Source organism: Pseudomonas rustica (assembly GCF_018336155.1).
GTDB classification, from domain to species: domain Bacteria; phylum Pseudomonadota; class Gammaproteobacteria; order Pseudomonadales; family Pseudomonadaceae; genus Aquipseudomonas; species Aquipseudomonas rustica.
Genome location: NZ_JAGYHF010000003.1, coordinates 159438 through 185670, shown reverse-complemented (window position 1 = coordinate 185670; position 26233 = coordinate 159438). Strand labels below are relative to the sequence as shown.

24 protein-coding genes and 4 tRNA genes are annotated in these 26233 nt (G+C 58.8%); 10 read left to right on the top strand and 18 right to left on the bottom strand.

What is annotated here, in order from left to right; all coding sequences use genetic code 11:
- Window positions 1-162: 162 nt before the first annotated feature.
- The 5 genes from KFS80_RS06505 to KFS80_RS06485 all read right to left on the bottom strand — a co-directional run bounded on the left by KFS80_RS06505 (window position 163) and on the right by KFS80_RS06485 (window position 2861).
- Window positions 163-570, bottom strand: a complete 408-nt coding sequence (locus KFS80_RS06505; RefSeq protein ID WP_212544287.1) for a tetratricopeptide repeat protein — start codon at window positions 568-570, stop codon at window positions 163-165.
- Window positions 571-942: a hypothetical protein gene (locus KFS80_RS06500; RefSeq protein WP_003223109.1), complete on the bottom strand. Its 372-nt coding sequence runs from the start codon at window positions 940-942 to the stop codon at window positions 571-573.
- Window positions 939-1280 (bottom strand): helix-turn-helix domain-containing protein, encoded by a 342-nt coding sequence (locus tag KFS80_RS06495; RefSeq protein ID WP_212544286.1) that lies wholly within the window; start codon window positions 1278-1280, stop codon window positions 939-941. Before KFS80_RS06495 ends, KFS80_RS06500 begins: the two co-directional genes overlap by 4 nt.
- A gap of 112 nt (window positions 1281-1392) precedes the next feature.
- A complete protein-coding gene (locus KFS80_RS06490; RefSeq protein WP_053118602.1) occupies window positions 1393-1848 on the bottom strand; it encodes a YkvA family protein in 456 nt (151 codons plus the stop codon).
- A 293-nt stretch (window positions 1849-2141) separates the two neighbouring features.
- Window positions 2142-2861, bottom strand: coding sequence for a BamJ family beta-barrel-assembly machinery protein (locus tag KFS80_RS06485; RefSeq protein WP_053118601.1), 720 nt, complete (start codon window positions 2859-2861; stop codon window positions 2142-2144).
- Between the two features lie 269 nt (window positions 2862-3130).
- On the opposite strand from KFS80_RS06485, the gene KFS80_RS06480 reads away from it, so the two are divergent.
- Both KFS80_RS06480 and KFS80_RS06475 read left to right on the top strand, forming a co-directional pair.
- On the top strand, window positions 3131-4939 hold the full coding sequence (locus tag KFS80_RS06480; protein WP_212544285.1) for a di-heme-cytochrome C peroxidase: 1809 nt from the start codon (window positions 3131-3133) through the stop codon (window positions 4937-4939).
- Entirely contained in the window at window positions 4936-6105 is a 1170-nt protein-coding gene (locus KFS80_RS06475; RefSeq protein ID WP_212544284.1) for a catalase family protein, read from the top strand. Before KFS80_RS06480 ends, KFS80_RS06475 begins: the two co-directional genes overlap by 4 nt.
- Window positions 6106-6326: 221 nt before the next feature.
- On the opposite strand, the gene KFS80_RS06470 is transcribed toward KFS80_RS06475, so the two are convergent.
- The 4 genes from KFS80_RS06470 to KFS80_RS06455 all read right to left on the bottom strand — a co-directional run bounded on the left by KFS80_RS06470 (window position 6327) and on the right by KFS80_RS06455 (window position 6870).
- Window positions 6327-6403 (bottom strand) — tRNA-Asp (locus KFS80_RS06470).
- A 19-nt stretch (window positions 6404-6422) separates the two neighbouring features.
- Window positions 6423-6498, bottom strand: a tRNA-Val gene (locus tag KFS80_RS06465).
- 200 nt (window positions 6499-6698) lie between these two features.
- Window positions 6699-6775: transfer RNA gene (locus KFS80_RS06460), tRNA-Asp, on the bottom strand.
- A 19-nt stretch (window positions 6776-6794) separates the two neighbouring features.
- Window positions 6795-6870: transfer RNA gene (locus KFS80_RS06455), tRNA-Val, on the bottom strand.
- Window positions 6871-7029: 159 nt separating this feature from the next.
- On the opposite strand from KFS80_RS06455, the gene rdgC reads away from it, so the two are divergent.
- From rdgC to sugE, 3 genes are all read left to right on the top strand, one after another.
- A complete protein-coding gene (gene rdgC, locus KFS80_RS06450; protein WP_007919763.1) occupies window positions 7030-7950 on the top strand; it encodes a recombination-associated protein RdgC in 921 nt (306 codons plus the stop codon).
- A gap of 151 nt (window positions 7951-8101) precedes the next feature.
- Window positions 8102-9067 carry a bile acid:sodium symporter family protein gene (locus tag KFS80_RS06445; RefSeq protein ID WP_212544283.1) on the top strand — a complete coding sequence of 322 codons (966 nt, stop codon included), beginning with the start codon at window positions 8102-8104 and terminating at the stop codon, window positions 9065-9067.
- Window positions 9068-9185: 118 nt separating this feature from the next.
- A complete protein-coding gene (sugE, locus tag KFS80_RS06440; protein ID WP_008077894.1) occupies window positions 9186-9500 on the top strand; it encodes a quaternary ammonium compound efflux SMR transporter SugE in 315 nt (104 codons plus the stop codon).
- Window positions 9501-9614: 114 nt separating this feature from the next.
- Here sugE and KFS80_RS06435 read toward each other — a convergent pair whose 3' ends face one another.
- The 4 genes from KFS80_RS06435 to KFS80_RS06420 form a co-directional block, all read right to left on the bottom strand.
- A complete protein-coding gene (locus KFS80_RS06435) occupies window positions 9615-11489 on the bottom strand; it encodes an MFS transporter (protein WP_212544282.1) in 1875 nt (624 codons plus the stop codon).
- A gap of 98 nt (window positions 11490-11587) precedes the next feature.
- Window positions 11588-12739 (bottom strand): TDT family transporter, encoded by a 1152-nt coding sequence (locus tag KFS80_RS06430; protein WP_212544281.1) that lies wholly within the window; start codon window positions 12737-12739, stop codon window positions 11588-11590.
- Between the two features lie 105 nt (window positions 12740-12844).
- Window positions 12845-13156: a cupin domain-containing protein gene (locus KFS80_RS06425; RefSeq protein ID WP_159814917.1), complete on the bottom strand. Its 312-nt coding sequence runs from the start codon at window positions 13154-13156 to the stop codon at window positions 12845-12847.
- A 44-nt stretch (window positions 13157-13200) separates the two neighbouring features.
- On the bottom strand, window positions 13201-14400 hold the full coding sequence (locus tag KFS80_RS06420; RefSeq protein ID WP_420851023.1) for an MFS transporter: 1200 nt from the start codon (window positions 14398-14400) through the stop codon (window positions 13201-13203).
- 91 nt (window positions 14401-14491) lie between these two features.
- Between KFS80_RS06420 and KFS80_RS06415 the strand changes: the two genes are divergently transcribed.
- Both KFS80_RS06415 and KFS80_RS06410 read left to right on the top strand, forming a co-directional pair.
- Window positions 14492-15034 (top strand): TetR/AcrR family transcriptional regulator, encoded by a 543-nt coding sequence (locus KFS80_RS06415; protein ID WP_212544280.1) that lies wholly within the window; start codon window positions 14492-14494, stop codon window positions 15032-15034.
- 223 nt (window positions 15035-15257) lie between these two features.
- Window positions 15258-18728 (top strand): hybrid sensor histidine kinase/response regulator, encoded by a 3471-nt coding sequence (locus KFS80_RS06410; RefSeq protein ID WP_212544279.1) that lies wholly within the window; start codon window positions 15258-15260, stop codon window positions 18726-18728.
- A gap of 96 nt (window positions 18729-18824) precedes the next feature.
- Here the strand turns inward: KFS80_RS06410 and KFS80_RS06405 are convergent, their stop codons facing one another.
- Complete coding sequence (locus KFS80_RS06405; protein WP_178124210.1) at window positions 18825-20189, bottom strand: DNA recombination protein RmuC; 1365 nt, start codon at window positions 20187-20189, stop codon at window positions 18825-18827.
- Between the two features lie 175 nt (window positions 20190-20364).
- Window positions 20365-20688, bottom strand: coding sequence for an SEL1-like repeat protein (locus KFS80_RS06400; protein ID WP_082341407.1), 324 nt, complete (start codon window positions 20686-20688; stop codon window positions 20365-20367).
- A gap of 964 nt (window positions 20689-21652) precedes the next feature.
- Here KFS80_RS06400 and KFS80_RS06395 point away from each other — a divergent pair.
- From KFS80_RS06395 to KFS80_RS06385, 3 genes are all read left to right on the top strand, one after another.
- A complete protein-coding gene (locus KFS80_RS06395) occupies window positions 21653-21877 on the top strand; it encodes a hypothetical protein (protein ID WP_003214941.1) in 225 nt (74 codons plus the stop codon).
- A 274-nt stretch (window positions 21878-22151) separates the two neighbouring features.
- Complete coding sequence (locus tag KFS80_RS06390) at window positions 22152-22634, top strand: hypothetical protein (protein WP_053118572.1); 483 nt, start codon at window positions 22152-22154, stop codon at window positions 22632-22634.
- A gap of 146 nt (window positions 22635-22780) precedes the next feature.
- Entirely contained in the window at window positions 22781-24052 is a 1272-nt protein-coding gene (locus KFS80_RS06385; protein WP_053118570.1) for an OmpP1/FadL family transporter, read from the top strand.
- A 192-nt stretch (window positions 24053-24244) separates the two neighbouring features.
- Here KFS80_RS06385 and KFS80_RS06380 read toward each other — a convergent pair whose 3' ends face one another.
- From KFS80_RS06380 to KFS80_RS06375, 3 genes are read right to left on the bottom strand one after another with little or no spacing between them, the layout of a single operon-like run.
- Window positions 24245-24805 (bottom strand): glutathione peroxidase, encoded by a 561-nt coding sequence (locus KFS80_RS06380; RefSeq protein ID WP_053118563.1) that lies wholly within the window; start codon window positions 24803-24805, stop codon window positions 24245-24247.
- A 54-nt stretch (window positions 24806-24859) separates the two neighbouring features.
- Complete coding sequence (locus KFS80_RS27070) at window positions 24860-24982, bottom strand: hypothetical protein (RefSeq protein WP_256218825.1); 123 nt, start codon at window positions 24980-24982, stop codon at window positions 24860-24862.
- Window positions 24979-26187 (bottom strand): MFS transporter, encoded by a 1209-nt coding sequence (locus KFS80_RS06375; protein ID WP_212544278.1) that lies wholly within the window; start codon window positions 26185-26187, stop codon window positions 24979-24981. Before KFS80_RS06375 ends, KFS80_RS27070 begins: the two co-directional genes overlap by 4 nt.
- Window positions 26188-26233: the final 46 nt, after the last annotated feature.

Here is a 26233-nt window from a genome sequence, read left to right as displayed (position 1 = left end):
AGGCGCGGGAACTGTGCGGGGGATCAAGCAGGAAAGAAGTCGGCCAAGTAGGCGATGGTTGTAGGACTAATCTGTAAACGCTTGCCAACAGCTAAACAAAAGGAGCCAAAACGCAAACAGGGCGTGAGGTTTCCCTCACGCCCTGTTTATCAATGACGAGATTTACTGGCTGGAATCGCGCGAACTCAATTCTTGCAGTTTGTGCTCGGCCAACGGGTGCCCAGCCTTGGCGGCCATGCTCCACCAGCGCACAGCCTCCTCTGGATCCGGCGCCTTGCTCGGCGTACCGGCAAGGCTGATCACGCCGACCTGATAGGCCGCTTTGCCATCGCCGGCCAGTGCCGCCAGACGCAGCAGTCGCACGCCCTCTTCACGCGCGCCCAGACCCACACCGCGAAAGGTCAGAATGTGCCCGTAAAAGCTTTGCGCGCCGACATCGCCGAGGTTGGCCATGCGCGCAAATTGCCCTTCCATCCAGCGCCAGATGCGCGGCTGGCGAACACACCACGACCAATGAAACAGCCTACGGGCCAGCCAGTAACTGGCCCGCGCCTTGAGGCGTAAAAACACTCAGGCCTCCGCCGATTCCGGGTACTCGTATTCGAACACTCTGACCACTTCGGAAGCGTGCCACGACGCGGCGGCAACTCCGTCGGACGGCCCGGAAAAACGCCCCAGACGTTCAACACATTCAAAAAAACCGGTGCGCGGTAAACGGCTCGCGCCTTGGCTGATTACCAATGAACTGCGCAGCGGTTGCTCGGCCTTGGCATCCAGCGCGGCGAGATGTTCAAGTGCAGCGGTCAGGGTTTGCATGGCCGGTGTCGGCAGTTGCAGACGCTCAAGCAAGGCGCGATACGTCAGCAGATGACGCTGTCGGCGCGCCTGATCCAGTTCCCCCAGCAAACCGTCCCAATGTTGACGACTGATGCGTACGCTCACGATTCATCCCTCCAACCTGGCACCGTCAATTCCCAGGCCAGGCTGCGGCGGATTGCGGCGTCGGGCGCACGCTCACCACTTTCGATCATGGCCAGATAAGACGGGCTGATGCCTACCGTGCGGGCCAGCGCCTCGATGGCGATGCCCTTCCCTTCGCGCAAACTGCGGAGTTGATCCAGACCTGGAAGAATCGGGTCTGAAGTGGCCGCGACAGGCGTTGGGGCCGGACGCGACGGTGTTTCGTTGAGACCTGCTGCTTTGAGTAACGCCTGATATTGAGCCCATGGCAGAACCGCGTATTCGGGTTCGCCATCGCGTGCAATTATCTGAATATCCATGACTACCCCGTAGGACAACAACACTTAGCGAGTCGGCACTTTTCCCTAGAAGTGTAATCCTAACAGCGGCTAAGGTCGCGGGGGCGATCTATCTATCGCAGGTCTTGGTTATTCAGGGCTTTTTCGGGCCTTCCAATTGAAGTTGTTCAGGGGTATCGGGCAGACGTTCGGCAACCGCGAGTTTTTCCGGACGCTGACGACTGCGCCACAGGCGGAACGCGTTGAGTTCTTCGTCGAGCGTTTTCATCAGCCAGGCGAGCACGGCGATGTCGTCGAGCATGCCGAAGACCGGGATGAAATCCGGAATGGCATCGACCGGGCTGAGGAAGTACATCAACCCCGCCACCACCGAAACCAACGCCTTGCCGCTTATTGCGCGGTACTCGCCACGCCAGTAAGCCAGGCACAGCGCCTGCAGCAAACGCAGGTCATCTTTGAGCTTGCCGAGGCGATTGCCTTGCGCGGCGCCTTTGCTGGCCACGGCGAACAATAAAGTCGGCAGGCGACCACGGGCCAGCAAACGGCCAGCCAGGGGCAGGAATCGAGCGAAATTCCACGGAGCTTTCATCTATTCCTCCCGTTGAAATGTTATCCACACAAATTGTGGATAACCTTGTGAACAGAGCTGCATTTCGGCGCTGAGAGCCCCGGTTTATAAGGGCCGCGCTCAGATCGGGCGTTTTTTACTCACATAAAAAACCCCAATATTTCATTGACTTGGCGGCTCAGGGCGTCTAGCGCGGGCAGCCTCAAAGCTATGACTCCCCTGACCGGCATCGGTTCGCTCTGTTTACGCCCGCCAACCTGCAGATGCAACAACGCCCCGCTTAAGCGAGGCGTTGTTGTTGAAGCCGAAGCTGCTTACTTGGCAGCAGCAGCGTCTTCTTTGGCTGGATCCTTGATGGCCAGCAGTTCCAGGTCGAAAACCAGAACCGAGTTGGCCGGGATTGCCGGGCTTGGCGATTGCGCGCCGTAAGCCAGATCGCTAGGGATGTACAGTTTGTACTTCTCGCCAACGTGCATCAGTTGCAGACCTTCAACCCAACCCGGGATCACGCCGCTTACTGGCAGATCGATCGGGCTGCCGCGCTCGACGGAGCTGTCGAATACGGTGCCGTTGGTCAGCTTGCCGGTGTAGTGAACGGTCACTACGTCGGTCGGCTTAGGCTGTGGGCCGTCGGCCTTTTTGATGACTTCGTATTGCAGGCCGGAAGCAGTAGTCGTTACGCCTGCTTTCTTGCCGTTTTCTTCGAGGAATTTCTTGCCAGCGGTTGCCGACTCTTCGCTCATCTTGGCCATACGCTCTTCGGCACGCTTTTGCAGCGCGGCGAAAGCTTCAACCAGTTCTTCGTCTTTCAGCTTCTGTTCTTTCTTGCCGACGGCATCTTCGATGCCCTGGGCTACTGCTTTGGAGTCCAGATCATCCATGCCTTCCTGAGCCAGGCTCTTGCCCATGTTCAGGCCGATACCGTAGGAAGCTTTTTGCGCCGGGGTTTTCAGCTCTACGCTGGTTTGCGAATCACAACCCGCAAGTACCAGGCTAACCAGGGCTACCGCCGCCGCCAACCGATGCTGTTTCATGCTATTTCCTTGTTCATGCGCCGAAAGGGCAATCGAGTAAAGCCGCGAGCTTATCAGGCCGCCACGACCAATGGCTACCGGCATGAGAGCAGTAAAGCGGCGATAAGTTCAGGTATTGAAACGCATTCGGCTAAAGGCACGATGAAGCTTCTGTCATCTACGCCCTACAACGATTGATGCCACTTCTCACAACAGTTGGCGTAATGGCCACTTGCCCACCCTCATAGCCTCAGGCATAACAGCGCAATAATTCGACAAGGATGTTTAACTTGCGCCGCTTATTCCGTGTTTTGACCCTGATCGTCGTGCTGCTCGGCCTCGTCCTCGCCGTGGTTGTGTATTACGTCGCCAACCCGAAATTACCGTTCTACACCCCGGCCGAGCAGGTGCATTACCTGAATCAATGGTCGGAAGAACAGCGGCAAACCTATTACTTCACGCCTCAGGGCACACAGGTCAAAGGCCTGCGCTATGAGTGGTTTCAAGCGCTGGAGCTACCCTTTTCCGAGCAGCGTTTCGCCTCCCCTGAGTACCTCGCGCGCTTCGGTTTTCTGGTCGATCCAAAACAGCAAGCCACACCGACCAACCCCGGCAACCTGCCCGTGGGTTTCGCCCGGCATCAAAACCCCGCTACTTCCGAGCAATATCTCGACATAACTTGTGCCGCTTGCCACACCGGCGAATTGCGTTTCAAAGGTCAGGCTGTGCGCATCGACGGCGGCACCGCGCAGCACGTGTTGCCTTCCAGTGTTCCTACATTGCGCGGTGGCAGTTTCGGACAGGCATTGGTCGCGAGTCTGACGGCGACTTACTACAACCCGTGGAAATTCGAACGCTTCGCCCGAAGCGTGCTCGGCGATAAATACGACGTGCGCCACGAGCAACTGCGCAAAGACTTCAAAACCTCGCTGGATACGTTCCTGAAAGTCGCCTGGAATGACACCCATCGCGGCCTCTACCCCACCGAAGAAGGCCCGGGGCGCGCCGATGCATTCGGTCGGATCGCCAACGCGACCTTCGGTGATGCGATTTCCCCCGCCAACTATCGCGTGGCCAATGCGCCGGTGGATTACCCGCAGTTGTGGGACATGTGGAGGTTCGATTGGGTGCAGTGGAACGGCTCGGCACAGCAGCCGATGGCGCGCAATATCGGCGAAGCACTGGGCGTTGGCGCCACGCTGAATTTCTTCGACGCCAACGGCCAACCGCTGCAAGGCGAAGAGCGCTACGCCTCGAGCGTTCGCGTGCGCGATCTGCACACGATCGAAGAAACCCTGCAAAAACTGCAACCACCGGCCTGGCCGGAAGACGTACTCGACGCCGTCGATAAACCCTTGGCCGCCAAGGGCCGCGCGCTATTTGCGGAAAACTGCGCCGGCTGCCATGTGCCGCGCGTCACTCAGGAAGGCGAGCGCTGGGTGCAGCATTTGCACATGCTGCCGCTCGATGTGATCGGTACTGACCCGAACGCCGCCACCAACATCGCCACCCACCGCTTCGACCTGACAGCGCTGCAATGGGATTTGAAAGAACTTGAGAAAATGGACGTCAAGTTGCACCCGACGCCCACCGAACCGCTGGATCTGAGCCAGCTGTCAGTCGCCAAGGGCCTCGCATACGTCACCGCTTTCGTCGAAAACCGCGCCTACCGCGAAGCCAACGTCACTCCGGAAGAAAAACCTCGACTGGACGGTTTCGGCCTGCCGATCGGTGTGCGCGAAAAAGTCGCTTACAAGGCGCGGCCATTGGCTGGCGTCTGGGCGACCCCACCCTTCCTGCACAACGGCTCGGTGCCAAGCGTTTATCAATTGCTCTCGCCGCAGGATGAGCGCGCGACCACCTTCTATAAAGGCACCTTCGAATACGATCCTCGCCATCTGGGCTATCGCACCGACGCGTTCACCAATGGTTTCCTGTTCGATACGCGCATCAGCGGCAACCATAACAGCGGTCATGAATTCCGCGCCGGCGAACGTGGCAATGGTGTGATTGGCCGACTGTTGCAGCCTGAAGAACGCTGGGCCTTGCTCGAATACCTGAAAGTGCTGGGCGGCCCACTGGAGGCGCAATTGCCATGACGATGCCGACATTCAAGAAAGAACTGCCGTTGCTCGCACGAATCTGGTTGTGGCTGGGGCGCTTGCTTGGCAAAACAGTGTTAATCCTGATGGTGATTGGCTTGCTCGGCTGGGCGATCGCGACGGCGTGGTTTGCCTGGCAGCACCGCGGCCCGGTGTCGGCGCTGGAGCAGATTCCGCCCGGCGAAGCGACGATGACGCAGGACGTGATCCAGACCGCCGTGCGCATCGTCGATCAACACCGCGAGCCCACGCGTTATCTGCGCGACGCCCATGCCAAAGCGCATGGTTGCGTGAAGGCAGAAGTCAAAGTATTGCCGGAATTGGCGCAACAATTGCGCCAAGGCGTGTTCAGTGAGCCGGGGAAAACCTGGCAGGCGATGATTCGTCTGTCGAATGGCAACGCTTATCCGCAATTCGACAGCCTGCGCGATGCACGAGGTATGGCGATCAAGTTGTTCGATGTGTCGGGTAAACCCTTGCTTGGCGAGCGACCGGCGCAGGGCGAACAGGATTTCGTGATGTTCAGTCATGCGAACTTCTTTGTCAGCGATGTCGCTGAGTACCGTCAGAATGTCGCGGCGCAGGCTGACGGCAAGAAGATCATGGCGTTTTTTCCGGGGTGGGATCCGCGCACCTGGCAGATCCGTCATCTGTTTATTGCTCTGGCCACGCTGGCACCGCCGCCGGACAGCCCGACGCAGACGACTTATTTTTCAGTCTCGCCGTACAAATTCGGTGAGGCCAATGCGAAATTTCGGGTGATGCCGGATCCGGACAGTTGCCCGGCGTACACGTTGCCTCAACAGAATCACGATCTGCCGAACTTTCTGCGCAGTGCTTTGAGTCAGCAGTTATCGACGGATCGGGTGCCAGCGTGTTTTGTCCTGCAGATTCAGCGTCAGGATGCCAACAAGTACATGCCGATCGAAGACACCAGCATTGAATGGCGTGAGCAGGACTCGCCGTTTGAGACGGTGGCGCGGTTTACCTTGCCGGCGCAGGACTTCGATACGCCAGCGCTGAATCTGGCGTGCGACAACCTGTCGTTCAATCCGTGGTTTGGTATCGAGGCGCATCGGCCGATTGGCGGGATCAATCGGTTGCGTAAAGCGGTGTATGAAGCGGTGAGCGACTATCGCCACAGCCAGAATGCCGCGCATTAAAAAAATATGCACATAACCTGTGGCGAGGGGATTTATCCCCGTTGGGCTGCGAAGCGGCCCCCGCTTTTAAAACCTGGGCCCGCTGCGCAAGCCAACGGGGATAAATCCCCTCGCCACAGGTCAGCATCAAATCTGAGATTTCATAAACCCCAGACAGCAAAAAACCCGCACTAGGCGGGCTTTCTGTGGACTCTGGCGTTCAGTGTTCCAGATTCCGAATATGGCGCAGCGGACGGGACTCGAACCCGCGACCCCCGGCGTGACAGGCCGGTATTCTAACCGACTGAACTACCGCTGCGCGAAACGCTTGAAACGAATGGTGGGTGATGACGGGATCGAACCGCCGACATTCTGCTTGTAAGGCAGACGCTCTCCCAGCTGAGCTAATCACCCTTCGCTTCGTTACGGGACGCATTATGCCACAAGTTTTCGTAAAGTGTTGATTTAATTGAAGTTTTTCTCAAATAAATCCGAAAACCGGTAAAACGACACATCCCGCGGGTACAACTGTACAAACTTTGAGGCAGAAAAAAACCCGCTTGGGCGGGTTCTTCCGTGGTGACCTGGCGTTCAGTGGTCCAGGTTACCGAATATGGCGCAGCGGACGGGACTCGAACCCGCGACCCCCGGCGTGACAGGCCGGTATTCTAACCGACTGAACTACCGCTGCGCTAAACACTTGAAACGAATGGTGGGTGATGACGGGATCGAACCGCCGACATTCTGCTTGTAAGGCAGACGCTCTCCCAGCTGAGCTAATCACCCTTCGCTTCGGTGTGGCGCGCATTCTACGGAGCGACCCAACCTCTGGCAAGCACTTTTTTAAATAATTTTCTCAGGCCTTCCAAAGGCTTACAGAAGGGTTGGCCTATGAGACGGCGAGGACAATAATGCCCCCCTTTGTATAAAGGAGAGACTCACCCCATGTGGTTCAAGAACCTGCTTATCTATCGCCTGACCCAAGACCTGCCTGTCGATGCCGAGGCGCTGGAAACTGCACTGGCCACCAAACTGGCGCGTCCATGTGCAAGCCAGGAGTTGACCACCTACGGTTTCGTCGCGCCGTTCGGTAAAGGCGAAGATGCTCCATTGGTACACGTCAGCGGTGACTTCCTGCTGATTTCCGCGCGTAAAGAAGAACGCATTCTGCCGGGCAGCGTCGTGCGCGACGCGGTTAAGGAAAAGGTCGAAGAGATCGAAGCCGAGCAGATGCGCAAGGTCTATAAGAAGGAACGCGATCAGATCAAGGATGAAATCATCCAGGCCTTCCTGCCGCGCGCCTTTATCCGTCGCTCGTCTACCTTCGCCGCCATTGCGCCGAAACAGGGTCTGATTTTGGTCAACTCGGCCAGCCCGAAACGCGCTGAAGACTTGCTGTCGACCCTGCGTGAAGTGATCGGCACCCTGCCCGTCCGTCCGCTGACCGTGAAAATGTCGCCGACCGCGACCATGACCGAATGGGTCACCACGCAGAAAGCTGCCGACGACTTCTATGTGCTGGACGAGTGCGAACTGCGCGACACCCACGAAGACGGCGGCATCGTTCGTTGCAAGCGTCAGGATCTGACCAGCGAAGAAATCCAGCTGCACCTGAGCACCGGCAAAGTCGTCACGCAGCTGTCGCTGGCGTGGCAGGACAAGTTGTCGTTCATGCTTGACGACAAGATGACTGTTAAACGTCTGAAGTTCGAAGACCTGTTGCAGGATCAGGCGGAACAGGACGGTGGCGATGAGGCACTGGGTCAATTGGATGCCAGCTTCACCCTGATGATGCTGACCTTCGGCGACTTCCTGCCGGCGCTGGTTGAAGCGCTGGGTGGTGAAGAGACTCCGCAGGGGATCTGATCCGTTTTTTGTGTGAACATTTAAAAGATCGCAGCCTTCGGCAGCTCCTACAGGGGACGTGTTTTTCTGTAGGAGCTGCCGGAGGCTGCGATCTTTTTGCTGGCGAAGTATGCTTAGCTTCCTAACGCTTTCACATAATAAGGAACAAGCCATGCGCGCACTGGCTGCACTCAGCCGCTTTGTCGGCAATACCTTCGCTTACTGGGTTCTGATTTTCGCGGTCATCGCGTTCCTGCAACCGGCATGGTTCCTCGGCCTGAAAAGCGCGATCGTGCCGTTGCTCGGGCTGGTGATGTTCGGCATGGGCCTGACCCTCAAACTCGACGACTTCGCTGCCGTTGCCCGCCATCCGTGGCGCGTGGCGCTGGGCGTGGTTGCACATTTCGTGATCATGCCCGGTGTGGCGTGGTTGCTTTGCCAGGTGTTTCACCTGCCGCCGGAAATCGCCGTCGGGGTGATTCTGGTTGGCTGCTGCCCGAGCGGCACCTCGTCCAACGTGATGACCTGGCTGGCCCGCGGTGATCTGGCGTTGTCGGTAGCCATCGCCGCCGTTACCACCCTCCTCGCTCCGCTGCTGACCCCGGCGCTAATCTGGCTGCTGGCGTCGGCGTGGTTACCAGTGTCGTTCATGGAGCTGTTCTGGTCGATCCTGCAAGTGGTGCTGTTGCCGATCATCCTCGGCGTGGTTGCCCAGCGCGTGCTCGGTGACCGGGTTCGTCATGCGGTGGATGTGTTGCCACTGGTGTCGGTGGTCAGCATCGTGATTATCGTCACTGCCGTGGTCGCCGCCAGCCAGGCAAAAATTGCCGAATCCGGTCTGCTGATCATGGCCGTGGTGATGCTGCACAACAGCTTCGGTTATCTGCTGGGTTACTTCACCGGTCGCCTGTTCAAGCTGCCGTTGGCTCAGCGCAAATCGCTGGCGCTGGAAGTCGGCATGCAGAACTCGGGATTGGGCGCTGCGTTGGCCAGTGCGCACTTCTCGCCACTGGCGGCAGTGCCGAGCGCGTTGTTCAGTGTCTGGCACAATATTTCCGGTGCGCTGCTGTCGACCTACTTCCGCCGCATGAGCGAAAAGGAAGATCGCGAGGCGCTGGCGCAACAGGCTGCCGACTGAGCTGAAACTTGATCCCCGGGTTAATGCTGGTCAAACTATCGCGCAACGCGAGGACGACCTCGCGGCTCGATCGAGTCATTAATCTGGGGACGACCCCGTCAATCGATGGAGGTCTCTCATGTCCTGGATCATTCTGTTTTTCGCCGGCCTGTTCGAAGTCGGCTGGGCCGTTGGCCTGAAATACACCGATGGCTTCAGCCGTCCACTCCCTACTGCGCTGACCGTTGCGGCCATGGCCATCAGCCTTGGCCTGCTCGGCCTTGCGATGAAGGAATTGCCGTTGGGCACGGCGTATGCGATCTGGACTGGGGTCGGTGCCGTGGGCACGGTGATTGCCGGGATCATTTTGTTTGGCGAATCGATGGCGTTGATTCGGCTGGCGAGTGTGGCGTTGATCATCACCGGGCTGATTGGGCTTAAGGTCAGCGCTTAGGCCTCTACCGCTTTCGCGAGCAAGCCCGCTCCCACATTCGACCGCGTTCCATCATGGGAATACGGTCAACTGTGGGAGCGGGCTTGCTCGCGAAGAGGCCCTAAAAATCACTAATTATCTAACCGCCCCACGCAACTCCCCCACCAACACCTGCAACTTCGCCGGCTCCGCCGCTTCCACAGTTACCGCCGCCCCCGCCACCAATGTCACCCGCGACCACAACCGGTGAAAAAACCCCTTGTTCGGATCGCGACTGAAGAAGCTCCCCCACAACCCCTGCAACGCCAGCGGAATCACCGGTACCGGCGTCTCTTCGAGAATCCGCGTCAGCCCGCCCCTGAATTCATTCATCTCGCCATCAGCGGTCAATTTGCCTTCCGGGAAGATGCACACCAATTCGCCTTCCTTCAGATATTGCGCAATCCGCGTGAAGGCCTTTTCGTAGATCTGGATATCTTCCTGCCGCCCAGCGATAGGAATGGCCCCCGCCGTGCGAAAGATAAAGTTCAGCACCGGCAGGTTGTAGATTTTGTAGTACATGACAAAGCGAATCGGCCTACGCACGGCGCCGCCAATCAGCAAGGCATCGACGAACGATACGTGGTTGCACACCAGTAACGCTGCACCTTCATCAGGAATCGCCTCAAGGTTGCGATGTTCGACGCGGTACATGGAATGGCTGAGCAGCCAGATCATGAAACGCATACTGAACTCGGGGACGATTTTGAAGATGTAGGCGTTAACGCCGATATTCAGCAGCGACACCACCAGAAACAGCTGCGGAATCGACAGTTTGACCACGCTCAACAACACGATCGAAACGATGGCCGAGACCACCATAAACAGTGCGTTGAGAATGTTGTTCGCCGCGATCACCCGCGCGCGCTCGTTCTCGGCGGTGCGCGACTGGATCAATGCGTACAGCGGCACGATATAGAAGCCGCCGAAAATGCCCAGACCGAGAATGTCGATCAACACCGCCCACGTGTGCACAAAGCCCAGCACTTCAACCCAGCTATGGCCAGTGACGCTGTCCGGAATCCCGCCGGAATGCCACCACAGCAGCAGCCCGAACACGGTCAGACCAAACGAGCCGAACGGCACCAGACCGATCTCGACTTTACGCCCGGAAAGCTTCTCGCAGAGCATTGAACCGAGGGCGATCCCCACCGAGAACACCGTGAGAATCAAGGTGACCACGGTTTCATCGCCGTGCATCCATTCCTTGGCATACGCCGGAATCTGCGTCAGATAAATCGCCCCGACAAACCAGAACCACGAATTGCCTACGATCGAACGCGACACCGCTGGGGTCTGGCCCAAGCCGAGTTTCAGCGTCGCCCACGATTGGCTGAAGATATTCCAGTTCAGGCGCATTTCCGGCGAGGACGCCGCCGCCCGCGGAATGCTGCGGCTGGCGAGATAACCCAGCACGGCAATGCCGACGATGGCGCCGGACACCAGTGGCGCGTAGTGCGTCGAAGACATGATGACCCCGGCGCCGATGGTGCCGGCCAGAATCGCCAGAAACGTGCCCATCTCCACCAGACCATTGCCGCCGACCAGTTCATCCTCGCGCAATGCCTGCGGCAGGATCGAATATTTCACCGGCCCGAATAACGCCGAGTGCGTGCCCATGGCGAACAACGCCACCAGCATCATCGACAGATGATCGAACAAAAATCCGACGGATCCCACCGCCATGATGGCGATTTCCGCCAGTTTGATCAGACGGATCAACGCGTCCTTGGCGAACTTTTCGCCAAACTGCCCGGCCAGCGCCGAGAACAGGAAGAACGGCAGAATAAACAGCAGCGCACAGAGGTTGACCCAAATCGAGCGGTCACCTTCGATGGTCAACCGATAGAGAATGGCGAGAATCAACGACTGCTTAAACACGTTGTCGTTAAACGCGCCGAGCGATTGCGTGATGAAGAACGGTAAAAACCGTCGCGTGCGCAGCAGGTTGAACTGTGAGGAGTGACTCATCTTCCGTGTTTCCCTGATTTTGCTGGGGGGTGGTCTGGATACTGTCTATTGGATTCACAAACCGCAATCCAGGCCACACCTTAGCTAAATATTTCAGGTTATTTCTTCAAACCGGCGATGCACGGTGAAACAAACAGCTCGCCACGCCACGCGCCTTGCACGGTGCGTTTACCGACGATCAGCCACATGATCGCGAGCAACGTCACCAACACACAACCAATTACGCTGAAAAAGCCGAGATTCAAGGTGCTCGCCAACTTCAACGTTGCCAGCGAATAAACGCCCAACGGGAAGGTGAAGCCCCACCAGCCAAGATTGAACGGGATGCCGTCACGCAGATAACGCACGGTGATCAGCAGCGCCATCAACATCCACCACAACCCGAAGCCCCACAGCGTGATGCCGGCGACCAGGCCAATGCCCGATGCGATTTCGCCGATGCCCGGCAGACCGTTGGCAGCGAAGATCGCCGGTGCATCAGCGCCCAACAGCAACATGCCCAGCGCACCGGTGCCGATCGGGCCAAGGGCCAGCCAGCTCGAAGCGGCCATGTTTTCGTGAGGCAGTTTGTGCAGGGCCATGCGCAGCAGAAGGATTGTCAGAATGCTGAACGCCACCGGTAGGGAAAATGCCCAAAGCACGTAGCTTGTCGTCAGCACCACCAGTTGCGAGTGGGCATCGGTCAGATGCGGAGCCAGCAAGCCGCCGCTGGCCGCCGCCACTTCTGCCGCGACCACGGGCAACAACCAAACGGCGGTCATCTGATCAATGCTGTGTTCCTGACGGGTAAACATCATGTACGGAATCAACACGCCGCAGGCCAGCGACATTGCCACGTCGATCCACCACAGCACTTCGGCGAGATGAATCACCCCGTCGCCCCAGCGCGGCAGGCCGAACACCAAAAAGCCGTTGATGATCGTCGCCAGGCCCATTGGGATGGTGCCGAAGAACATCGATACCGTGGAATGCCCGAAAATCCGCCGCGCTTCATCGAAGAACAGAATCCAGCGAGCGGCATAAGCCAGGGTAAACAACGTGAACAACAGAATGTTGAACAACCACAGCCCTTCGGCCACGGCGTGCAAACCGGGAATCGCCACCGGCAGTTGCGCCAACGCCAATGCCAGCACACCGGTACCCATGGTCGCGGCGAACCAGTTCGGTGTGAATTGGCGGATCACTTCACGCGGATGCTGAAGTTGGCTGAATGGCTTGATACCGGGTTTGGCGCTGTTGGGGCAAATCATCATGAACTCCTGTCCTCAAGTGAGGTGGAATTCATGGTAGATCCGAATCGAATATCTATATAACGGGTAATATCTCTAACTGTTATCTGTTTTGCCAATAAGCAGTCAGACGCTGCCTTCGCTTTCAATCACCAGGATCCGCGCAGCGCCCTGTGGATGCGCGACATGCTCGGTGCCGACCGAGGCGTAAAAGATGTCGCCGATGTCGAGCTGCACCTGTTTTTCCTCGCCGTTTTCGCGGTAGTGCATCTGCACCTGGCCATCGAGCACCACGAACACTTCTTCGCCATCGTTGACGTGCCATTTGTACGGCTGATCCGTCCAGTGCAGGCGCGTGGTGATGCCGTTCATATTGGCGATGTCCAGCGCGCCCCAGGCGCGGTCGGCGGTAAAGGTTTTGCTGCGGATAATCTTCATGAATCGATCCGTGAGAAGAATGGCCAAGCAAGGCTAACCGAAACTCAGGGAGCGCTGCACACCTTGACCGCTTTGGCGCGCAGGCTGAGCAATAACGCGCCCACTGCCAACACGATCAGTACCGCGCCGTAGCCATCAGTGGTTGCCAGCAAGCCATAGGTGCGAGCCAGATAACCGGCCAACAATGCCGGCAGGCAGAACGCGAGATAGCTGAGCACGTAATACGCCGACATCAATCCCGCGCGCTCATGCGGCAATGCCAGCGGAACCAAGCTGCGCACTGCGCCAAGGAAGCCCGAGCCAAACCCACAACCGGCGACCAGCGTGCCGAGGAAGAACAGGGAAAGACTCGCGCTGTGCACGCCGAGCAAGATCAGCACCAGACCGATCGGCAGCAAACTCGCGCCCAGCCGCAAGGCTTGTTTGGCGCTGCGATTGCGCAAGGTGAAAATCATCAACGCACCGGTCAGAGTCAACGCCGCCACGGTCGAGCCGCCGATCAGGTTGGACGTTGAACCGGTGGCCGTGCGCACCAATGACGGAGCCAGCGAGGCGTAAAAACCACCAAGCGCCCATGTCGCGGTGTTCAGCGGCAGCACTCGCCACAATGTTGAACGGGCCTGAGCCGGCACGTGCAGCGTCGGCTTTAATGACGCCCAGGCCCCGGCTTGCGGCGAGACGCTTTCCGGCAGGCGCCAGACATAAATCCCCTGCAATACAAACAATCCGAGCAGCAACCAATAGGTCAACTGCAACGGCGCCGGAGCGAATTCAGCGAGCAATCCACAACCCAAACCGCCCAGCGCCATTCCCAACAACGGCGCGACGCTGTTGATCAACGGCCCTTGCTGGCGATCGGTATCGAGCAACGTCGCGCTCAACACAGCAGTGGCCATGCCGGTGGCGAAACCTTGCAGGACGCGCGCGCTGATCAGCCACGTGACGCTGTCGGCATAGATAAACAGCAGCATCGCCAAGGCATTGAGCAGCACGGCGGTGAAGATCACCGGTTTGCGTCCCACATGGTCGGACAGCGAGCCCACTGTTAATAGCGCCGCCAACAGACTGAGCGCATAGACGCCGAAGATCAGCGTCAGCACCACCGCCGAGAAATGCAGTTGATCCTGATACAGGTGATACAACGGCGTCGGCGCGGTGGAAGCGGCGAGAAAACTGAGTAAGGTGATCGCCAGAAACCACAGGCTGGAGCGGTTTGAAACGACGTTATTCAAGGGGCTGGTCATGGGCACACTCCGCAAAAGCTAATTTTTTGCTTTTGCGGAGTGTGCTACCGCCTCGCGCTTAAAGCAAATTCTTTGTGTTAAGGTCTGCCGCATGGCTATTAAAGAAGGTTTACGCCCCGGCGGCCGCAGTGCCCGGGTGCAAGAGTCGATTCATTCGGCAGTCCACGCGCTCCTGCAAGAGCAGGAGCGCTCGACCGTGACCGTGCCGCAAATCGCCGCACGCGCGGGGGTGACGCCGTCGACAATTTATCGTCGCTGGGGGGATCTGGCGGCGTTGCTCGCAGACGTCGCCCTCGCCCGCATGCGTCCGGACAGCGAGCCGGCAGCAACGGGCAGTTTGCGCAGCGATATTCGTGCGTGGGCCGAGCAGTATCTCGACGAGATGAGCTCCGAGCCCGGCCGCAACATGATGCGCGACGTGCAGGCGAGCGCGACGCCGGGGTATTGCGTGACGATTATTGGCGCGCAATTGCAGACGATCATTGATCGACATCCCAATGAGATCGCGCCGAGTGTTGATCGATTGATCAACCTGGTGGTGGCGCCGGTGGTGTTCCGGATACTGTTTTCGGCGGCGGCGCTTGAAGTGGATGAGCTGCATTATCTGATCGATATTGCGCTGCGTCTGGACTGACGCCTTCGCGAGCAAGCCCGCTCCCACATTTGGAATGCGTTCCCTTTGTGGGAGCGGGCTTGCTCGCGAAGAGGCCCGCCCGGTCACCGCTAATACTGACGGGTTCCACCCCTGCGACACCCCGCCACGCCACGACCTTGGTCGACACTGACTAACCGCCGCACTCATGCGAGACTGTTGGCCCGGACAGGGTTGCCGGGGAGTCTTCTGTCGGGAGTGTTGCATGTCGTTGTCCACCGGGCTGATCGCCGCCGTCGCCCTCGCCTATATGGCCATCATGTTCGCTATCGCCTTCTACGGCGACCGTCGCAGCGCCCCTTTGCCGCCGCGGATGCGTGCCTGGGTGTACAGCCTGTCGCTGGCGGTTTATTGCACCAGCTGGACATTCTTCGGCGCGGTCGGTCAGGCTGCCGAACAATTGTGGTCGTTCCTGCCGATTTACCTCGGGCCGATCCTGCTGCTGCTCGGCGCGCCATGGGTGCTGCAGAAAATGGTGATGATCAGCAAACAGGAGAACATCACCTCCATCGCTGACTTCATCGCCGCGCGCTACGGCAAATCGCAATCGCTGGCGGTGGTCGTCGCGCTGATCTGCCTGGTCGGCGTCCTCCCCTACATCGCCCTGCAACTCAAAGGCATCGTCCTCGGCGTGAACCTGTTGATCGGCGCCGGTGCCGACGCCATGGGCACCCGCGCGCAGGACACGGCGCTGATCGTATCGCTGGTGCTGGCGCTGTTCACCATCGTCTTCGGTACGCGCAACCTCGACGCCACCGAGCACCACCGCGGCATGGTGCTGGCGATTGCCTTTGAATCGCTGGTCAAGCTGTTTGCTTTTCTCGCGGTCGGCGCCTTCGTCACTTTTGGTCTGTACGACGGTTTCGACGACCTGTTCAACCAGGCAATGCTCGCCCCGCGCCTCGAGGAGTACTGGAAAGAAACCATTAACTGGCCATCGATGGTGGTGCAGACCGGCGTGGCGATGATGGCGATCATTTGCCTGCCCCGGCAGTTTCACGTCACCGTAGTCGAGAACATCGACCCGCAAGATCTGCGTCTGGCCAAATGGGTGTTCCCGGCCTACCTCGCACTGGCCGCGCTGTTTGTAGTCCCGATCGCCCTCGCCGGTCAGATGTTGTTACCGAGCGACGTACTCCCCGACTCCTTTGTGATCAGTTTGCCGCTCGCTCAAGCCCATCCGGCGCTGGCGCTGCTGGCGTTTATCGGTGGTGCTTCGGCGGCAACCGGCATGGTGATTGTCGCCAGCGTAGCGTTGTCGACCATGGTTTCCAACGACATGCTGTTGCCGTGGTTGCTGCGCCGAAATAATGCCGAGCGTCCGTTCGAAGTGTTCCGCCAGTGGATGCTCTCGGTGCGCCGCGTCAGCATCGTGGTGATTCTGTTGCTGGCGTATGTCAGCTATCGCCTGCTCGGCTCGACCGCGAGCCTGGCGACCATCGGCCAGATTGCCTTCGCCGCTGTCACCCAATTAGCCCCGGCCATGCTCGGCGCGCTGTACTGGAAACAGGCCAACCGGCGCGGGGTTTTTGCCGGTCTCGCTGCCGGTACTTTCCTGTGGTTTTACACGCTGATTCTGCCGATTGCCGCGCACAGCCTGGGCTTGTCCTTGAGCAGTTTTCCGGGACTGGCGTGGCTGCACAGCAATCCACTGAACTTGCCGATCACCCCACTGACACAAGGCGTGGTGCTGTCGCTGGCCGGTAACTTCACCCTGTTCGCGTGGGTCTCGGTGCTGTCGCGCACGCGCGTATCGGAACACTGGCAAGCCGGGCGTTTTATCGGTCAGGAGATCAGCGCACGGCCAAGTGCGCGCTCAATGCTGGCGGTGCAGATCGACGATCTGTTGCAACTGGCGGCGCGGTTTGTCGGTGAAGAACGCGCGCGGCAGAGCTTTATCCGTTTCGCCTACCGTCAGGGCAAAGGCTTCAATCCGAACCAGAACGCCGATGGCGAATGGATCGCCCACACCGAGCGCTTGTTGGCCGGTGTGCTTGGCGCTTCTTCGACGCGCGCCGTGGTAAAAGCCGCCATCGAAGGTCGGGAAATGCAGTTGGAGGACGTAGTCCGGATCGCCGACGAAGCGTCGGAAGTGTTGCAGTTCAACCGCGCCCTGCTGCAAGGCGCGATCGAGAACATCACCCAAGGCATCAGCGTGGTCGACCAGTCGCTGAAACTGGTGGCGTGGAATCGACGCTATCTGGAGCTGTTCAACTACCCGGACGGTTTGATCAGCGTTGGCCGGCCGATTGCCGACATCATTCGCTACAACGCCGAGCGCGGCTTGTGCGGCCCCGGCGAAGCCGAAGTACACGTTGCCCGCCGTTTGCACTGGATGCGTCAGGGCCGTGCACACACCTCCGAGCGGCTGTTCCCCAACGGTCGGGTGATCGAACTGATCGGCAACCCGATGCCGGGCGGCGGTTTCGTCATGAGTTTCACCGACATTACTGCGTTTCGCGAGGCCGAGCAGGCGCTGACCGAGGCCAACGAGGGGCTGGAGCAACGGGTCAGCGAGCGCACGCAGGAACTGTCGCAACTCAACGTCGCGCTGACCGAAGCCAAGGGCACCGCCGAGGCAGCGAACCAGTCGAAAACCCGCTTCCTCGCGGCGGTCAGCCATGACTTGATGCAACCGTTGAACGCCGCCCGCCTATTCTCCGCCGCCCTCTCCCACCAGGACGATGGTTTGAGCAGCGAGGCGCAGAAACTGGTGCAGCACCTCGACAGTTCGCTGCGTTCAGCCGAAGACTTGATCAGTGATTTGCTGGATATCTCGCGCCTGGAAAACGGCAAGATCAACCCGGATCGCAAGCCGTTTGCGCTCAATGAGCTGTTCGATATTCTCGGCGCCGAATTCAAGGCACTGGCGCAAGAACAGGGCCTGACCTTCCGCGTGCGTGGCAGTCATCTGCGCATCGACAGCGACAGCAAATTGCTGCGGCGGATTTTGCAGAACTTCCTCACCAATGCATTTCGCTACGCCAAGGGCCCGGTGCTGCTGGGCGTGCGTCGGCGCGGGGGAGAATTGTCGCTGGAAGTGTGGGATCGCGGGCCGGGGATTCCGGAGGACAAGCTGCAGGTGATTTTCGAAGAATTCAAACGCCTCGACAGCCATCAGACCCGCGCCGAAAAAGGCTTGGGGCTTGGCTTGGCGATTGCCGATGGCTTGTGCCGCGTGCTCGGCCATACGTTGCGCGTGCGTTCGTGGCCGGGGCGCGGCAGTGTGTTCAGCGTCAGCGTGCCATTGGCCCCAACGCAAACCGTGCCGGCCAGCGCCGCCGTCGAGTTGAACGGCAAGTTGCTGGGCGGCGCGCAGGTGCTGTGTATCGACAATGAAGACAGCATTTTGATTGGCATGAACAGTTTGCTCAGCCGCTGGGGTTGTCAGGTGTGGACGGCGCGCAATCGCGAGGAATGTGCGGCGTTGCTTAAGGATGGCGTGCGGCCGCAACTGGCATTGGTGGATTACCACCTCGATCACGGCGACACCGGGACTGAGTTGATGGCGTGGTTGCGCACAACGCTGGGCGAGCCGGTGCCGGGGGTGGTGATCAGTGCGGATGGGCGGCCGGAGACGGTGGCGCAGGTGCATGCGGCGGGGCTGGATTATCTGGCGAAACCGGTGAAACCGGCGGCGTTGCGGGCGTTGTTGAGTCGGTATGTGCCGTTGTAGGTGATGACTTCACTGACGCCTTCGCGAGCAAGCCCGCTCCCACAGTTTGAAATGCATTCCAATGTGGGAGCGGGCTTGCTCGCGAAGCTTTTGCGGTTATTCCGGTAATTCGACCAAGCCATCAACATCGGTCATCGCCCGCTCCAGCAGATCCGCCGGCAAGCTCTTGCTCGCTCGCGCCCCGAGCAGTTTGAGCTGCTCACTGCGGCTGACCAGATTGCCGCGCCCTTCTGTCAGCTTGTTGCGCGCTGAGCTGTAGGCCTTATCTAGTTGTTGCAGACGATTGCCGACCTCGTCCAGATCCTGAATAAACAGCACGAACTTGTCGTACAGCCATCCGGCGCGCTCGGCGATTTCCCGGGCGTTCTGGCTCTGGCGCTCCTGTTTCCACAGGCTGTCGATGACCCTCAGCGTCGCCAGCAATGTGGTCGGGCTGACAATCACGATGTTGCGGTCGAACGCCTCTTGAAACAGCGACGGCTCAGCCTGCAACGCCGCCGAGAACGCTGCTTCGATCGGCACGAACAGCAAAACAAAATCAAGGCTGTGCAGGCCTTCCAGACGCTTGTAATCCTTGCCGGCCAAGCCTTTGACGTGATTGCGCAGGGACAGTACGTGCTGCTTGATCGCAATCTGGCCGAGGGTGTCGTCTTCGGCGGCGACGTATTGCTGATACGCGGTCAGACTGACTTTCGAGTCGACCACCACCTGCTTGTCGCCCGGCAGATAAATCACCACGTCGGGCTGGAAACGCTCGCCGTCCGGGCCTTTCAAATTCACCTGTGTCTGATACTCGCGGCCCTTCTCCAGACCGGCGTGTTCGAGCACGCGTTCGAGAATCAGCTCGCCCCAATTGCCTTGGGTTTTCTGGCCCTTGAGGGCACGGGTCAGGTTGGTCGCTTCGTCGCTCAGACGCAGGTTGAGCGCTTGCAAACGCTCCAGCTCCTTGGCCAGCGAAAAGCGCTCGCGGGCTTCAGCCTGATAGCTTTCTTCCACACGTTTTTCGAAGGATTGGATGCGTTCTTTCAGCGGATCCAGCAACTGGCCGAGGCGCTGCTGGCTGGTTTCGGCGAAACGCTGCTCGCGCTCATCAAAGATCTTGCCGGCCAGTTCGGCGAACTGCGCGCGCAGCTCATCACGTGAGCCTTGCAGGTCGCTGAGGCGTTGCTGATGGCTTTCCTGTTGTTCACGCAGCTCGGCGTTCAACGAAGCGGCTTGCGCGTCGAGACGGCGCAGTTCGGCTTCTTTGCTGGCACGTTCGATGTTCCAGGCGTGGGACGCATCGCGGGCGTCGTCGCGCTCGATCTGCAGTAACTCGACTTCACGGCGCAGGGCCGCCAGTTCAGCCTGTTTCGCGGCGTTGGCCTGGCCCAGATCAGCGACTTCATCGCGGCTCGCCTCAAGCTGAGCGTTGAGGCCGTCCTGCGCCAGTTGCGCCATGGCCAGCCGCTCTTCGAGCAGGGCCACGTCGGCTTGGCCGTTGCTCGCCCGGCGCTGCAGTTGCCAGGCCAGCGCCAGCAATGGCAACCCCGCTGCCGCGAGACCGAGCAATACGCTGGTCAAGTCCATCGCCATAGAGATTCCTGCCCATCCAATAAAGCCTGAAGGTTAACCAAGGTGTCAGGTCTTGGACAGCTCAGTCTTCGATGAGACCGAGTTCCTGCTGCGCACGCCGGTCGCCGGCACGGGCAGCCGAACGCAGCAGATCCTGGCCAATGCGGCGGTCGCGGGCGTTACCGCACTCACGGCACATCAATTGACCGAGACGGCTTTGCGCTGCGACCACACCTTCACGCGCAGGCTGCTTGAGCAGGCGGCCGGCAAGGTGTTTGGCGTTGTGGCTGTCGCTCAGGCGCGGGCTGTCGAGCAGCCATTCGGCCACGCGCACAGAAAATCGCTTGGGCGGGGTAACACGAGGGGGTTCTGAGGTAACAGAGTCTGATACTGAGCGAAACTTCATAAAGCACTGTGGGACAGATCGGAAGGCGCGCCACTCTACTCTCTTTTTCTTACAGGTAAAGTCCGAAAAAAACCCGGCACGCCCGTGCTAGAGCAAGCGCTCGGGACAATCCACAGAAGCTGTGGATAACTCAGTGGACAACCGCCCCTGAACCCTCGCAAACCCTTGTGGAATGGGGCTCGCAGTCAAACTGACGATTTTTTCACCAACAAAAAAAACCGATGTTTTTCATTGACTTAAACTTTCGATGCAGGCAGCCATCGGGGTCAGGATTGATGTGACAGTGCTGTGACAGCCCGCGCAACTAATGTGCACAAGTACTTGTTACCCGGTTATAGGCGTGCGCTTTTTCGGGTCGTTTTCCATCATTGCCTGGGGATAAGGCAGTCTGGCGTGACGTTTGATGAAAATTGTTTCACCGACCGACGGTCTTAATGTGGGCCAATACGGGGCGATCCGCCGGATCGACAAGCAGAATCCATAGCGCCCTGCAATCTTTTTCAGCATTGGGTTTGCTTTGTACTTTTCGATCCGTTAGTATCCGCGGCGTTAGTACCAAGCTGAAAGTCAATTCCGGTCGAACACATCCCCACGGTCAACCTTCTACCAAGAAGCCAATCGCCGAAAAAAGCGGGAGCGACCCCTCGATGGTTTCCAGGTAAATCTTGCGACAACACAGCCTTTGAATGATGCAAAGGGTGTTGCGAAGGCCACTTACTCTGACCGAACCAACCTGCAAATTGATCAGGATCTTCACCCCGGGCCCAGAACCTTTGCCCTTGATGTGTTGCCTGCCCTCCTAAGTACCTACCTGCCAGCCCAAGCGCGCCAACTTATCAGCGCTTCAAACTGGCTGCTTTGTTCCAGTCGGGTTCTTCGTTCGACCAATGGTGGTCGTCGTCACTGGAACGTTTTAACGTTGCACGGTTCTTATCCGTGTCATTTGTAGGAACACCTAATAACTATGTCTACTCAAATCCATACTCAGGATGCCATTCGCACCCTAACCAACGCTTTTGCTCCGATGAACTGCCTGATCATGGCCGCTCGCAAAGGCTGCTTCAGCTTCACACTGGTCAACGAACACGGTATCGCCCGCCACAGCGAGCGTCTGTACCCCGATCAGTACTCCAGCGCTGAACCGCTGCAGGCCGTGATCGATCGTACCCGTCAGGCACTGGTTGCCTGAAAGCCGAAAAGGCTGCAAAAGCAAAAGCCCCGCACAAAATGCGGGGCTTTTTATTGCCCGATGTTTCGCTTTTACTCGTAAGCGGCTAAGCACCATCGGATATAACGAATATTCCGCGCAGCCGGAAATATTTTAAAAACAGGCCTTTACGTCGCGAATATGACACTACACTTCAACTCAAGCGGCGTGATCCGCTTGCGGCGAGCCTGAACCGATCCACTGCTGCCAAGCCCCCCTTCAGGACTCGCCATTAATAACAAGAACCGAGGGATTTATGGGTATCGCTGCCAGCGAACTGTGCCGCTATGTGATCCGTCCTACGTTGATCTACCTGGGACGCCACTGCGCAACTGCCGAAGCCCTGTTGCTGGGCATCGCCGCCAGCCAGTCAGCCCTGGGTTCTGCCCTGCATGACCGCCGTGGCCACGGCCTCTACCGCATTGCCGAGCATCGTCATCAAGCCCTTTGGGATGATTACCTGGCACTCGATCCTGAGCGTGCCAGTCTGGTTCGCGGCCTCGCCAGTCAGCATGCTTTCCTCAGCGGCCCGCACCTGGAATTAACCGTTAATCTGCGTTACGCCACCGCCATCGCCTGGCTGCTGGTAGAAGAACAAAACCCCACCCTCCCCGACCCGGCTGATTTGCTCGGAATGGCGCGTATCTGGCGTCAGACGTTTCAGCCTCAGGGTCGTCTGCGCGATTTCACCTACGCCTGGCAGACCTGTGTTTCACCGATGAATCAGGTCGCTTGTTGACCCACCGGTTTCGCAAGATCGTGTAACGGGTCGCGAATCTGGTCGGATTGTCCTACAAAACCGCTCTAACTCAAGGCATACGGACTATAGCGCCGGAGCGAAAATGTTGGTAATTTTCGCCCCGGTGATCACCAGGAGTTCTAATAATGAAAAAAGTAATGCTCAAAACCACCCTTAGCCTCGCCGTTACCATGGCATCCACCCAGATTTTCGCAGCTGGCTTTGCCATCAACGAACACAGCATCAGCGGGATGGGGACTGGGTACGCCGGGCGATCTTCTTCTGCCGACGACGCAAGCACTGTTTATGGTAACCCTGCCGGCATGTCGCGCCTCACGCGCGAACAAGTCACTGGCGGTGTTGCATTCCTCGACGCAAAAACCGATATCAGCGACGCCAGCTCCAGCCCTAACGGCGGCAGCAACAAAGGCGACATGGTGCCCTTCACCTCCGTACCTATGGGCTTCTACGTCAAACCAATCGATGATCATTGGGCATTCGGCCTCGGCGTTTACGTGCCGTTCGGCCTGATCACCGATTACGAAAACGGCTTTGCCGGCCGTTACTTCGGCAGCAAGTCCGAAGTACAAGTCATCACCTTCCAGCCAACCGTGAGCTACAAGTTCAACGACGTGGTGTCGATCGGCTTCGGCCCGACCATCAACCGTATCGACGGCTCGCTGGAATCCAACCTGTCGATCACTCAGGCCGCGCCAGATGGCAAGGTCAAGATCAAGGGTGACGACACCGCACTGGGCTACAACATCGGCGTGCTGGTTCAAGCCACCGACACTACGCGTCTGGGCATGACCTACCACTCGAAAGTCGACTACAAGCTCGAAGGCAACACCAAGGTCAACTACGGTGTACTCGGTCTGATCGGCGCGAACCCGAACCAGAAGTACGACGCTTCGCTGAAGATCACTACGCCTGAATCCCTGGACTTCTCGGTGACCCAGGCGATCAACGATCAGTGGAATGTCTACGCCGGTTCGACCTTCACCCGCTGGAGCCAGCTGAAGAAAATCACCGTCGAGAACTCGGGCGTGCAGCCTGCACTGGCCGGTCAGTTCGGTGAAATCACCGAAGACCAGAACTGGCACGACTCCTGGGCTTACGCCGTGGGTACTTCGTATCAGTTGAACAAGGAATGGGTACTGCGTACCGGTCTGACCTTCGACCAGTCGCCGACCAACAACGTCGACCGTTCGCCACGTATTCCGACTGGCGACCGTACGATTTTCAGCATCGGTGCTGGCTGGAGCCCGACCGAAGACCTGACCATCGACGTGGCTTACTCGTACCTGAAAGAAGAGTCGATCAAGATCCGCAACGAAAACGATCGTGGCCAGACCTACGACGCCAAGTATGAAAACTCGGCAAACGGTTTCGGTGTTGGCGCGACTTATCGCTTCTGATGCTGCCGGGCGGGGTTAACCCCTCGCCTACAAAAAAGCCCCGCTCTCTTTCAGAAAGCGGGGCTTTTTTGTGCCTGCGATCTAACCCCTGTAGGAGCTGCGGCACGCTGCGATCTTTTGATTTTGACCTTTAAGATCAAAAGATCGCAGCGTGCCGCAGCTCCTACAGGATTCGGGCGAACCCGCTGAAGGTCAGGGTTTGAGGGGTTTCGAGGCGATGGCTTTTTCGATCGCGGCGATGAATTCCGGATCATCCGGTTTGGTCAGGCTGGAGAAATTGGCGATCACTTTGCCCTGACGATCGACCACGTATTTGTAGAAATTCCACTTCGGCGCACTGCTCTGAGCAGCCAGCACCTGGAACATATGCGTAGCGTCATCGCCACGGACTTTCTGCGGTTCGGTCATGGCGAACGTCACGCCGTAGTTGGCGTAGCAGACCTTGGCGGTCTCAGCGCTGTCCTTGGACTCCTGTTTGAAGTCATTGGACGGCACGCCGAGCATTTCCAGCCCCTGCCCTTCATAGCGTTTGTGCAGCGCCTCAAGGCCTTCAAACTGCGGCGCGAAACCGCAGAAACTGGCGGTGTTGACCACCACCAGCGGCTTGTCCGCGTATTGTTTGCACAGGTCGATGGAATCCTTGGCGCGCAATTTGGGCAGCGAGCCTTGCAGCAATTCGGGACAGTCAGCGGCCTGGGCCACGCCAGTCAACGCCATCAGCAACGCGGGAACAGCACACCAGCGCATCAGCATGTCGTACATCCTTGAGAAGTCGTCAGACTTCGACGTTACTCGCCACGCCTGCTTCTAGCAAATGCTCATGCCCAGTTGCATCAACGCCAGACCGCCCTGATGCCAGCCCCACCACACCAGCGCCAACAATGCGGCGCCGAGTGCGGCAAAGAGGATACGCGGCCAGAATCGGCTCATGCGGCGCCTGCTGCGGCTTGCAAGCGGGCCACCGGACGCTCGCGCACCGGCCAGTTCAGTGCGGCCGCCAACAGACTCAACAGAATCGCCACCTGCCAGATCAAGTCATAACTCCCGGTTCGGTCATACACCACCCCGCCCAGCCAGCCGCCGAGGAACGATCCGAGCTGATGGAACAGGAACACGATGCCGCCGAGCATGGACAGATTGCGCACACCAAACAAGGTCGCCACCGTACCGTTGGTCAACGGCACCGTCGACAGCCACAAGAAGCCCATCGCCATGCCGAACAGATAGGCCGAGGTGGTCGTCACCGGCATCCAGAGGAACAGCACGATCACCACTGCGCGCAACAGATACAACGCCGTGAGCAAACGCGGTTTCGACATGCGCCCGCCAAGCCAACCAGCGGTGTAAGTGCCGAAGATGTTGAACAGCCCGATCAGCGCCAGCACCGTGGTTCCAACGCTGGCCGGCAGATGCTGATCGACCAGATACGCCGGCAGATGCACGCCGATAAACACCACCTGAAAACCACAGACAAAAAAGCCGAACGCCAGCAACCAAAAACCCGAATGCGAACAGGCCTCATGCAAGGCTTCAGACAGAGTTTGCTCATGGCCGAGCACCGGCAGCGGTTTGTCCTTGAGCATGCTCACCAGCGGCACAATCAGCGCCACCAGCAGACCCAACACCAACAGCGCCGCCGACCAACCGAGCCAGCCGATCAGGCCGAGCGTGCCCGGCAACATCGCGAACTGGCCGAACGAACCGGCCGCGCTGGCAATGCCCATGCCCATGCTGCGTTTCTCTGGCGGTACTGCGCGGCCGACAACGCCGAGGATTACCGAGAACGAGGTGCCGGACAGGCCGATGCCAATCAGCAAACCAGCACTCAGCGATAGCGTCACCGCCGAATCCGACAAGCCCATGCAGATCAGGCCCACGGCGTAGAGCACACCGCCGACCAGCACAACTTTCGCCGCGCCGAAACGGTCAGCCAGCGCGCCGGTAAATGGCTGCGCCAGACCCCAGATCAGGTTCTGCAAAGCGATGGCGAAGGCGAACACCTCGCGGCCCCAGCCAAACTGCGCGCTCATCGGCGACAGAAACAGACCGAAGCCGTGCCTCACGCCTAATGACAACGCAAGAATCAGCGCACTGCCGACCAACACCCAACCGCACGTACGCCACATCGATGTCATTATTATTCTCCAGTCGCGGGTATATACCCGCTTGAGATCGGAAAAA

What these genes read in the sequence shown, in the direction of transcription:
- KFS80_RS06395 (WP_003214941.1), top strand. Translation starts at nt 21,653, where the DNA reads ATGTCTACTCAAATCCATACTCAGGATGCCATTCGCACCCTAACCAAC.
- KFS80_RS06420 (WP_420851023.1), bottom strand. Translation starts at nt 14,400, where the DNA reads ATGACCAGCCCCTTGAATAACGTCGTTTCAAACCGCTCCAGCCTGTGG.
- KFS80_RS06415 (WP_212544280.1), top strand. Translation starts at nt 14,492, where the DNA reads ATGGCTATTAAAGAAGGTTTACGCCCCGGCGGCCGCAGTGCCCGGGTG.
- KFS80_RS06445 (WP_212544283.1), top strand. Translation starts at nt 8,102, where the DNA reads ATGCGCGCACTGGCTGCACTCAGCCGCTTTGTCGGCAATACCTTCGCT.
- KFS80_RS06375 (WP_212544278.1), bottom strand. Translation starts at nt 26,187, where the DNA reads ATGACATCGATGTGGCGTACGTGCGGTTGGGTGTTGGTCGGCAGTGCG.
- KFS80_RS06490 (WP_053118602.1), bottom strand. Translation starts at nt 1,848, where the DNA reads ATGAAAGCTCCGTGGAATTTCGCTCGATTCCTGCCCCTGGCTGGCCGT.
- KFS80_RS06485 (WP_053118601.1), bottom strand. Translation starts at nt 2,861, where the DNA reads ATGAAACAGCATCGGTTGGCGGCGGCGGTAGCCCTGGTTAGCCTGGTA.
- KFS80_RS06385 (WP_053118570.1), top strand. Translation starts at nt 22,781, where the DNA reads ATGAAAAAAGTAATGCTCAAAACCACCCTTAGCCTCGCCGTTACCATG.
- KFS80_RS06410 (WP_212544279.1), top strand. Translation starts at nt 15,258, where the DNA reads ATGTCGTTGTCCACCGGGCTGATCGCCGCCGTCGCCCTCGCCTATATG.
- KFS80_RS06495 (WP_212544286.1), bottom strand. Translation starts at nt 1,280, where the DNA reads ATGGATATTCAGATAATTGCACGCGATGGCGAACCCGAATACGCGGTT.
- KFS80_RS06475 (WP_212544284.1), top strand. Translation starts at nt 4,936, where the DNA reads ATGACGATGCCGACATTCAAGAAAGAACTGCCGTTGCTCGCACGAATC.
- KFS80_RS27070 (WP_256218825.1), bottom strand. Translation starts at nt 24,982, where the DNA reads ATGAGCCGATTCTGGCCGCGTATCCTCTTTGCCGCACTCGGCGCCGCA.
- KFS80_RS06400 (WP_082341407.1), bottom strand. Translation starts at nt 20,688, where the DNA reads ATGAAGTTTCGCTCAGTATCAGACTCTGTTACCTCAGAACCCCCTCGT.
- KFS80_RS06430 (WP_212544281.1), bottom strand. Translation starts at nt 12,739, where the DNA reads ATGATTTGCCCCAACAGCGCCAAACCCGGTATCAAGCCATTCAGCCAA.
- KFS80_RS06390 (WP_053118572.1), top strand. Translation starts at nt 22,152, where the DNA reads ATGGGTATCGCTGCCAGCGAACTGTGCCGCTATGTGATCCGTCCTACG.
- KFS80_RS06435 (WP_212544282.1), bottom strand. Translation starts at nt 11,489, where the DNA reads ATGAGTCACTCCTCACAGTTCAACCTGCTGCGCACGCGACGGTTTTTA.
- rdgC (WP_007919763.1), top strand. Translation starts at nt 7,030, where the DNA reads ATGTGGTTCAAGAACCTGCTTATCTATCGCCTGACCCAAGACCTGCCT.
- KFS80_RS06425 (WP_159814917.1), bottom strand. Translation starts at nt 13,156, where the DNA reads ATGAAGATTATCCGCAGCAAAACCTTTACCGCCGACCGCGCCTGGGGC.
- sugE (WP_008077894.1), top strand. Translation starts at nt 9,186, where the DNA reads ATGTCCTGGATCATTCTGTTTTTCGCCGGCCTGTTCGAAGTCGGCTGG.
- KFS80_RS06380 (WP_053118563.1), bottom strand. Translation starts at nt 24,805, where the DNA reads ATGCTGATGCGCTGGTGTGCTGTTCCCGCGTTGCTGATGGCGTTGACT.